The sequence below is a fragment of the Candidatus Melainabacteria bacterium RIFOXYA2_FULL_32_9 genome, from assembly GCA_001784615.1.
Lineage (GTDB): Bacteria > Cyanobacteriota > Vampirovibrionia > Gastranaerophilales > UBA9579 > UBA9579.
This window is the reverse complement of sequence record MFRQ01000079.1, coordinates 1-9,036: the sequence shown is the minus strand read 5'-3', so window position 1 is coordinate 9,036 and position 9,036 is coordinate 1. Positions and strand designations below refer to the sequence as shown.

Below are 9,036 nucleotides of genomic sequence, written 5' to 3'. Positions count from 1 at the left end.
AATTAACAATGCAATAACTATTTTTATCCAACTTTTTGTATAAATATTATTTGAAGGTTCGGGTAAACCTGCTTTAAAAGAAGGAGTTATAGGATTATAAGTGTTTTTATATGTTTTATTATATGCTCTATAGTTAGTATTCATTGAATTTAATTGAATCATATCATTCCTTTATCCATATTTATGAATTATTAGTACTATAAAAAACGTAAAAACTAAAAGTTGCTATTATTAATGCTAAGTAAAAATAATTTATTTAAGATAAGAATTATTAAAAAACTTTTTATTTCTTATCATCCTATTTATTTTTCTCTTAATATAGGATAAATAAATTATAGTAAAAATAAAAAAGTAAGTTATATATAAAAAGGCTAAGAAATATGGCTACTACGTTAATTTCAAAATATAATACTAAATTTAATTCTTTTGGTGCTAAGTTTAAACCATCACAATTAAAACCATATAGAGAAGTTTTAAAAATGGTTTATGATAATCCTCAATTTAAAGCTATATATGAAAATGAATCCAGAGAAACTGTGCTTAAAATATTGGCATATCTTGAAACAATAAGAGAAAAAAGCTATGAACTTATTAAAGAAACCATATTAGATGTGCAGATAAGAACTGATATGGATGATACTGAAATAAGAGATTTTACTAAGCAATTTATCAATAATAACCTTGAAGCAGTTAGAAAATTATCATACCTTCCCATAGAATTGCAACCTTCTAAAGAATCTATGAAAACTTTAGCGAAATTATCTTTTAAATCAGTCATTTCTCAAAATTAAGCGGATTTTTAATTCTTTTTATTATCTAAATTGTCTATATTTTAGCTTTTTAAATAGACAATTTAGATAATAAAATTTCTTTGATTTGTTAATTAAATAGTAAAATAAATATATACACTAGGATAAAGGTAAACAAGAAATGACCACTTCACAAGAGCTTAATAACTTAGATAATTCAGTCGGAATAGTTGAAACTAAGTATTACTCGTTTTCTGAAAAAATTAAGCTTGAAAATGGCTTGGATTTTGGACCAATAACCGTTGCATATGAAACTTATGGGAAACTAAACGAGAATAAAGATAATGCTATATTAGTTCTCCATGCTTTATCCGGGGATGCACATGCTGCGGGTTATCATTCTCAGGAAGATAAAAAACCGGGTTGGTGGGATGATATGATCGGCCCAGGTAGAGCTTTTGATACTAATAAGTACTTTATTATTAGTTCAAATATTCTTGGTGGATGTAAAGGCACTACGGGCCCTGCTTCTATTAATCCTGAAACTCAAAAGCCTTATGCTCTTACTTTTCCTATGATTACCGTGGAAGATATGGTTAAAGTCCAAAAGAAATTAATTGATTATCTTGGAATACAAAGTCTTTTAAGTGTTACCGGTGGATCAATGGGTGGCATGCAAGCAATGGAATGGGCTATTAATTATCCTGAAATGGTAAAATCAGTTATAGTTATTGCTTCTACTAGCAGATTATCAGCTCAAGGCATTGCTTTCAATCAAGTAGGAAGAAGTGCAATTATATCTGATCCTAACTGGAATAATGGCAATTATTATGATAGTGAAGCTCCTGCAATGGGCCTTGCGATTGCCAGAATGATCGGGCATATTACTTATTTAAGTGAAGAATCCATGCACCAAAAATTTGGCAGAAAACTTCAAAATAAGACAGAGCTGGATTTTAGTTTTGATATAAATTTTCAGGTTGAGAGCTATTTAAGATATCAGGGCAAGAGCTTTGTAGATCGTTTTGATGCAAATAGTTATCTTTACATAACAAAAGCGATGGATTATTTTGATATTCCTCAAAAATATGGTTCTTTAACCAAAGCTTTTAAACAGATTGGTGCTAAATTTCTTGTAATTTCATTTTCATCAGACTGGTTATTTCCGCCGGAACAATCAAAAGATATTGTAAAAACCCTGATGAAAATTGATAAGGAAGTAACTTATTGTGATATAGAATCTCCTTACGGGCACGATGCATTTTTGCTTGAGTATAAGCAGCAAGCTAAGATGGTGAAGGGTTTTTTAAAGTCTGTAACTGATAAATTATATAATTAAATATTAGTAGTGCTACAACGTAAACTGAGTGGCTTAGCCACATTATCAAATCATCAATCAGTCCAACAAATAATTAAATTTGTACATTAATATCGACATAGTGATCTATTTTGAATAATAGCTTTTAATTGTAAAATGGACAGATTGCCACAGATTCCTTCGGAATCTTCGCAATGACAACTGTACAATTTTTATTTTCTGGATAGGTTTTTAACTAACAATCTGAGTTTTAGTAATATTCTTTTTTTCTTTCGATCAATTCTATGGAATAACCGTCAGGATCATTAATAAAAGCAATTTTTGGACCTTCTTCGGTTATATTAAAAGGTGCTCTATCATAATCCATACCATGCTGCTTAAGCTTTTCAGTGAATTTATCCATATTTTCTGTCTCAAAAGCAAGATGCCCAAAATAACTTCCGTGATTATAGCCACCTTCCGGTAAAGTATGATTGTATGTTAATTCTATTGCACAGCAACCTCTCTCATCAGTCATAAAATATAGAGTTGCTTTATCCTTTAATTCCATTGTCTTTGAGACTTTTAAACCAAGAACTTCCTGATAAAATTTAAGTGATTCATCAATATTAGAAACCCTTATCATCGTATGCAAAAATTTCATCTTATCCTCCTAATTTATTTCAAATATTTTTATAATATTATTACAAGAACTCTATATAATGCAAAAGATATGAAAGCTATTTTTTTAATTATAAAATCAAGATTTAAGTACAAAAAAGCTCTCAACGGGCTAATTATAGCCATGATTGCAGCTGGTGTTTGTGCTTTAAATATTGCTTTAGCTTTATGTAATGGCTTTGAGACAAGATTAGTTAATAAAATAATATCTTTTTCTCCTCAAATAAATATAATGATTAACGATAATGTTGATCTATCCGGATTAAAAGAAGAAATAGCTAAAATTATTCATATAAAAGAGCTTCAAGCTCTTGCTATAAACCCAAAAAGTGAGTTTACTCAAGGAGTAATTTTAAAAGGTACAGAATCAAAATTTTTATCTCAGTTGTTGCAACCTGAAAATTTATTAGTCGGCAAATATCCTGAAGGTCAGGAAATTATTATCGGAAATAAACTTGCAGAAAATCTTGGCGTTAAAGTCGGGGATGAGCTTCAAATTCTGACTGATCCGGCGTCTTTTGTTACTCTAAAAGTATCAGGAATCTTTAAAGTCGGATTATACAATTTCGATTCATCAACTATAATTACTCCGAATATAAATATAGTAAATCTCGAAAAAGACTCCCTATTCTCAACTTCAAGCTCATATCAGGGAATTTGGCTTAATAATCCAAACAAAGCAAAAATTCTAGCGCAAAAAATACTCTCAACTAACCCCGAAATACAAATTACTAATTGGCAAGATGACAATAAAGCTCTTATTAATGCTGTTAACTTTGAAAAAAAGGTCGTATTTACAGTATTATCACTACTTATAATCATTACTTGTCTTGCCATTACAATAACTCAGACAATACAAATTCTAAATAACAAAAATCAGATTGGAATTTTATCTGCTATAGGCTTCACTCCTCAAAAGTTACTATTTTTATACTCATTGGAAGGGTTATTTCTTGGCATTATCGGGACTCTTTTAGGAATGTCTGTTGGCTTTATATTAGCCTGGTATTTATTCAGTAATCCTATACATCTGCCTATTGATGTATATCACATAGAAAATTTAACTATTGATCTTAAAACTTCAGATATTTTAAGTGTTTCATTATTAGCAATCGTTCTTTCTGTAATATCAAGCCTAATTCCTGCCATTTATGCCTCAAAATTAAACCCTGTTGAAATTTTAAGAAATTAAGAATTTTATTCTTAATGGAACCCTTAAATAGCAATTATGACTATTTAAACTCATCCTTTTTTTAATTATAAAGTATCAAGGACAGCGAAAAAATCATTTAATAAAAAATTCTTACGTATTTTTTATTACGTCCCTAATACTACTCAATATCTTCTAATATTAGATTTCAAACTTTAATACAATTGCCTAAAATATAAGGTTAATGGTAAAAATATTTATATGATCTTGGATTTTGATAAATATTCTCTAAAAATTGATAGTGAAAGACTGCTAATAAGAAGTGCTGCCTTCCATTATTTCAGGGTGCCCGGCATTAATGTATGGAAAGACAGGTTAAGTAAAATAAAAGCCTGTGGGTATAATGCCGTTGACCTTTATTTCAATTGGGGCTATCATTCAAAACAACCTGGTATTTACGATTTTACCGATATAAAAGATTTAAGAGCATTACTTGATATTACAGTTGAATTAGGATTATATGTAATAGCAAGACCTGGTCCATATATTAATGCTGAGGTTTCAGCTGGAGGACTTCCTCCATGGCTATTTAATGTGCCTGATGTCATAATCAGGAACAGAAAAGATGGAGATTTTGTACATTCAAACTCTTATATGCAGGCAGTAAAAGAATGGTATTCAAGAATCATACCTTTAATTAATGAATATCATAATGTTATAGCTCTTCAAATCGAAAATGAATACTCTACTAACGAAGCCGAGCCTAATTATATTCAGGACTTATATGATATGGCAAGAGCTATGGGTGTAAAAGCTCCGTTATTTCATAACGATGCTTTTTGTGCCTGCTTATATTCAGATATAGTAAACATTTATGCTCTTGATACCTATCCAACCATAAATTTAAATTACGATTGGCGCACCAATCCATATGGCTTTGGTACCATTGACCATATGGAAGACTGCATTAGATCCTGTTCTGAAGATTCACCATTATTTATAGCAGAACTTCAAGCCGGATGGTTTGATAAGTGGGATGGCTTTGGATACGAGTATATCCGGAAATTATTTGGCAGAGAACATATAAATATAGTTACTAAAACAGCCTTATCTCAGGGTGTAACAATGTTCAATCATTACATGGGATGTGGCGGAACTTCCTGGGGACAATTAGCCTGTGATGAGGTTTATACCTCTTATGATTTTGCTGCACCAGTCTCTGAGTATGGTATTCCTCAGGAAAATTATTATAAAGCAAAAGAGCTTAACTACTTCTTACAAGCATTTAATCTTTCCTCAACTGATGTAGCAGTTAGTGAAGATGCTTTTTTAGAAGAAACTGATGAAAGAGTGTTTATAAAAATCAGACAAGACAACTTAAATAATTGTAAATGGTTGTTTATAAGAAACCTATATGAAGAAAGAAAAGAATTTAAAATAAAGAATCAATTTAATTTAAGCTTAAAACCCTTTGATATGAAGATATTACCAATGGATCTCGATTTATATGGTTGCAAACTCGATTTTTCAGGATTATCTATTTTCTCCAGAATCCAGAAAGATAATTATGAAGTAATTTTCTTACTTCTGGATGAAAATCAGGAAATGCTGATATCAGGTTTTGACAATAAAAAAATTCCTCAGGAAATTCAAATAGAAGAAGCTAATCATCTAAAAATCAAATTTAATAATTTGCCGGAAAAAGACTTGTTTTCCTGTAAATTCATAAAAGGAGAAAAAGTCACGGAATTTGTATTCCTTAAGGAAGAAACAGCTGATAGAACCTGGATAATACAAAATGAAGCTGTAATTGGGCCTGATTTTATAATGGATAATCCTTATAAAGCTGCTTTTAGTGAAAATAGAGAAGTGAAAGTCTTAAATTTAAACAAAAACTCAGACTGGCAAGCTAAAAACATTGATATGCTCACTAATCAAGAGCTTAATTATACCCGGGGTTTAGAATGGACTTATTTTAAATGTGCTCCTGAGATAGAAATTGATTATGATTATTCAGATTGGAATCTTGTTAAATCTCCCGAAAAGTTAGACTGCATTTCTAACAGGGTTTACGATGAATTTATCTGGTATAAAGGGGGTTTTCACAACATAATAGAGCAAATAGAGTTAAACGTTAAACACTGCTATGCTATATACCTTAATGGAACTCAAATTTTCCAGCATGATTTTCTATATTATGACTGTGGTAAAGAATTAAGTGAATTAATAACTATAAATGTAGACACAAAAATTCTACATAAAGATAAAGATAATGAAATAACTGTATTAGTACGAAATTTAGGCTTTAATAAGGGTTTTGAGAACGCACCTAATCTACCAAGAGGTATATTGAACTTTAAAACAATGCCATACAAGGAAATTGGCTGGAGAATCAGGGGCGGTTTGACTCCGGAAATTGAAGAATGGGATTTTATCAACATTGATAACCTTGAAGATGCATCGGATAACTCCTATCTCATCTGGGCTTCAGCATCTTTTGAGGTGAATTTGCCAGAAAATATCTATGCACCTCTTTATCTTGATCTTAATTCAACATCTTTTGACAAAGCAAATATCTACTTAAATGGGAATTTAATTGGACATTACTTAAAAACCAAGGAACCCCAGACAAAATTTTATCTGCCTGATGGGTTTATTAAGCAAAAAAATCGAATTTCACTACTTGTATGGAATAAAGATAATTATCAAAGATTTGAAGACTATAAATTTGAGCACAATAATGTTATTATAACTATAAGACATATTGGCCAGTATAATTTAGTTGACTTAAAGAAATTAGTATAAACCTGTGGTAAAAGGATAAAAGGAGAAACGTTTTGTCTATTATCCCTGATTTTTTACTCAAAAGGATTTATCGGAAAGGTAGTTTAAGAGAAACTGCTGAAGGAATTGCTTTTGATTTAAAAAATATCCTTGGCCCAGGAATTATTACCGGAATCAACTTTATTATAATCAACGATGTAGTTTATCAATCGCCGGTTATTAAGATCATATCATCAGACTTTGCAACTATTGCTGAACAAATTAACAATGAAAACCCTCTATTAGTAAAATTAAATCAGGAAATAACCTGCCTTTTAGATGGTGCAAAAGGATTACAAGATGGTATAAATAAAATCATTGTAGAACTTATTAGTAGAGATGTAGGGAAAGTACAAGTAACTCTTACAGATACAATATAATTATCAAATTTTTAGAAAATACAACTGAGAAGCTTTAACAAGAGAGCTTCTCAGTTGTATTTTCTATTTTGTTATATATTAATGCTTCTCTGTGACTTGCTTTTCCATTAATTCTAATTCTTTAGCCAGTCTTTCAGACTCTTTATCATAAGAATCTTGATATAACAGTACATCCTGAATAGTCTGGCCTGTACCTTGCATTAATTTTTTTGCAGCTTCGCTTATTTGTCCTACTTTATCGTTCTTATTATTCTGTTTTGGCTTTTCTTCCGGTTTTTTATGCTTTTCTTTATCATTGCCTAATTTTCTGGGTTCAGACTTAACAAACCTGTTTCTTAAAACAACTATTTCTACCCTTCTATTTTTACTTCTGCCTTCTAAACTATCATTAAGAGCTATGGGTACACTATCTGCATAACCTAAAGCAGAAAATTTGGCTTTAGAAAAATCAAAATTACCAATCATAAATCTAATAACACTTGATGCTCTGGCAGAAGAAAGTTCCCAATTTGAAGGATAAATAGATGATTGGATAGGAATATTATCTGTATGACCTTCAACTCTTATTGAATGATCAGCAAATTTTTCTCTTAAAGAATACCCTATTTTACGCAAGGCGGGATAAGCTTGTTTTTTAATTTCAGCACTACCCGAATTAAAGAATAAACTATCAACAAGATTAATAACTAATCCTCTCTCATCTATTCTTGTATCTACACCTTCAAGCTCATTTTTTCCTTTTAATTCCTCTATTTTTTCCTTAACTTCAGTAAAAGTTTTCTCTTCAGCTTTTGCTTGCATATGTTCGAAAAATGGAACAACTGATGTATTATCTGCGCCCTGAGATATAACATTTTCACCAGCTTTTTCAAGAACACCATCACCGCCTTGAATTACAGTTGATCCAGAAAAAGCCCTTTGAAGAGAAACTTTCAAGTCTTTAAACTTTGCAAGGTCAAGCTGAGAAAGAGCATATAATACTACAAAAGTTGCAAACAGAAGTGTAATAAAATCTGCATAAGAAACTAACCATCTTTCAAGGTTTTCATGTTCTTCAGCGTGTCTTTTTTTCTTTCCCATACTCTTGCTAACTTTTAAACATTAAATTATCTACAATTCAAATATTATAACTAAATAGAATTACGCTTTTGCAGGTTTAGCTGCTACCTGATTATCCTTTTTATCTAATAAAAATGCCTGCAATTTTCTTTCTATTAAAGCAGGACTTTCTCCAGCTTGTATTGACAGGATTCCTTCAATCATAATCTCTTTTGCAAGAAAATCCTGTTTAGACTTAAATTTTATTTTTGAACCCAAAGGAATAAGTATAAGGTTTGCTGCCCCTACACCATAAACTGTAGCTACGAAAGCAACTGCAATCCCGGCACCCAACTTAGAAGGATCTGCTAAGTTCTGCATAACCTGAATTAGACCTAGAACAGCTCCAATAATACCGATTGTTGGGGAATATCCACCGGCTGATTCCCATACTTTAGCTGCTCTTGTAACTCTCTCTTCAAGCTGGAATAATTGAGTTTCCATTAAGTCTCTCACAAGAACAGGATCAGCGCCGTCACTTACTGCTTCAAGTCCTAGTTTCATTAAAGGATCACTGGCATTTCTTGCTTCTTTTTCAAGTACAATAACCCCTTCTTTTCTTGCTTTCATGGCATAGCCTACTACTTCAGCTATAACTTTCTCATAATCATTTTTTTTATTAAAAAATGCGGTTTTTAACTCTTTTACAGCTTGTTGTAAATCCTGCTGAGGATAACTCAAAATAACAGCCCCGGCAGTTCCGCCAAACACGATAAATGCAGCTGTTATCTGTATGAGGGATTGCATACTCCCTCCTTCGAGAGCCTGACCTATAAGAATACAACCTAGACCGATAACTATACCCAATATCGACGTAAGATCCATTTTTTACTCCAAATCAATGCTTTCAAATAAATT

8 protein-coding genes are annotated in these 9,036 nt (G+C 31.2%); 5 read left to right on the top strand and 3 right to left on the bottom strand.

Annotated features, from left to right (window positions below; translation table 11 throughout):
• Positions 1-380: 380 nt before the first annotated feature.
• Complete coding sequence (locus A2255_01895; GenBank protein ID OGI20610.1) at positions 381-791, top strand: hypothetical protein; 411 nt, start codon at positions 381-383, stop codon at positions 789-791.
• A 139-nt stretch (positions 792-930) separates the two neighbouring features.
• Positions 931-2,088 carry a homoserine O-acetyltransferase gene (locus A2255_01890; protein ID OGI20609.1) on the top strand — a complete coding sequence of 386 codons (1,158 nt, stop codon included), beginning with the start codon at positions 931-933 and terminating at the stop codon, positions 2,086-2,088.
• 229 nt (positions 2,089-2,317) lie between these two features.
• Here the strand turns inward: A2255_01890 and A2255_01885 are convergent, their stop codons facing one another.
• On the bottom strand, positions 2,318-2,710 hold the full coding sequence (locus A2255_01885; GenBank protein ID OGI20608.1) for a hypothetical protein: 393 nt from the start codon (positions 2,708-2,710) through the stop codon (positions 2,318-2,320).
• Between A2255_01885 and A2255_01880 the strand changes: the two genes are divergently transcribed.
• The 3 genes from A2255_01880 (at position 2,696) to A2255_01870 (ending at position 7,080) form a co-directional block, all read left to right on the top strand.
• Positions 2,696-3,919 (top strand): hypothetical protein, encoded by a 1,224-nt coding sequence (locus A2255_01880; protein ID OGI20607.1) that lies wholly within the window; start codon positions 2,696-2,698, stop codon positions 3,917-3,919. The two genes, A2255_01885 and A2255_01880, sit on opposite strands and share 15 nt — an antisense overlap.
• Before the next feature lie 219 nt (positions 3,920-4,138).
• Complete coding sequence (locus A2255_01875; GenBank protein ID OGI20606.1) at positions 4,139-6,682, top strand: hypothetical protein; 2,544 nt, start codon at positions 4,139-4,141, stop codon at positions 6,680-6,682.
• Between the two features lie 32 nt (positions 6,683-6,714).
• A complete protein-coding gene (locus A2255_01870; GenBank protein OGI20605.1) occupies positions 6,715-7,080 on the top strand; it encodes a hypothetical protein in 366 nt (121 codons plus the stop codon).
• A 78-nt stretch (positions 7,081-7,158) separates the two neighbouring features.
• On the opposite strand, the gene A2255_01865 is transcribed toward A2255_01870, so the two are convergent.
• Together A2255_01865 and A2255_01860 are read right to left on the bottom strand one after the other, a co-directional pair.
• Positions 7,159-8,160 (bottom strand): hypothetical protein, encoded by a 1,002-nt coding sequence (locus A2255_01865; protein OGI20604.1) that lies wholly within the window; start codon positions 8,158-8,160, stop codon positions 7,159-7,161.
• A gap of 60 nt (positions 8,161-8,220) precedes the next feature.
• Complete coding sequence (locus A2255_01860; protein OGI20603.1) at positions 8,221-9,003, bottom strand: flagellar motor protein MotA; 783 nt, start codon at positions 9,001-9,003, stop codon at positions 8,221-8,223.
• Between the last annotated feature and the right edge of the window lie 33 nt (positions 9,004-9,036).

Excerpts from the sequence above, each read along its gene's own strand:
- A2255_01865 (OGI20604.1), bottom strand. The coding sequence starts at position 8,160 with ATGGGAAAGAAAAAAAGACACGCTGAAGAACATGAAAACCTTGAAAGA.
- A2255_01880 (OGI20607.1), top strand. The coding sequence starts at position 2,696 with ATGCAAAAATTTCATCTTATCCTCCTAATTTATTTCAAATATTTTTAT.
- A2255_01875 (OGI20606.1), top strand. The coding sequence starts at position 4,139 with ATGATCTTGGATTTTGATAAATATTCTCTAAAAATTGATAGTGAAAGA.
- A2255_01860 (OGI20603.1), bottom strand. The coding sequence starts at position 9,003 with ATGGATCTTACGTCGATATTGGGTATAGTTATCGGTCTAGGTTGTATT.
- A2255_01895 (OGI20610.1), top strand. The coding sequence starts at position 381 with ATGGCTACTACGTTAATTTCAAAATATAATACTAAATTTAATTCTTTT.
- A2255_01885 (OGI20608.1), bottom strand. The coding sequence starts at position 2,710 with ATGAAATTTTTGCATACGATGATAAGGGTTTCTAATATTGATGAATCA.
- A2255_01890 (OGI20609.1), top strand. The coding sequence starts at position 931 with ATGACCACTTCACAAGAGCTTAATAACTTAGATAATTCAGTCGGAATA.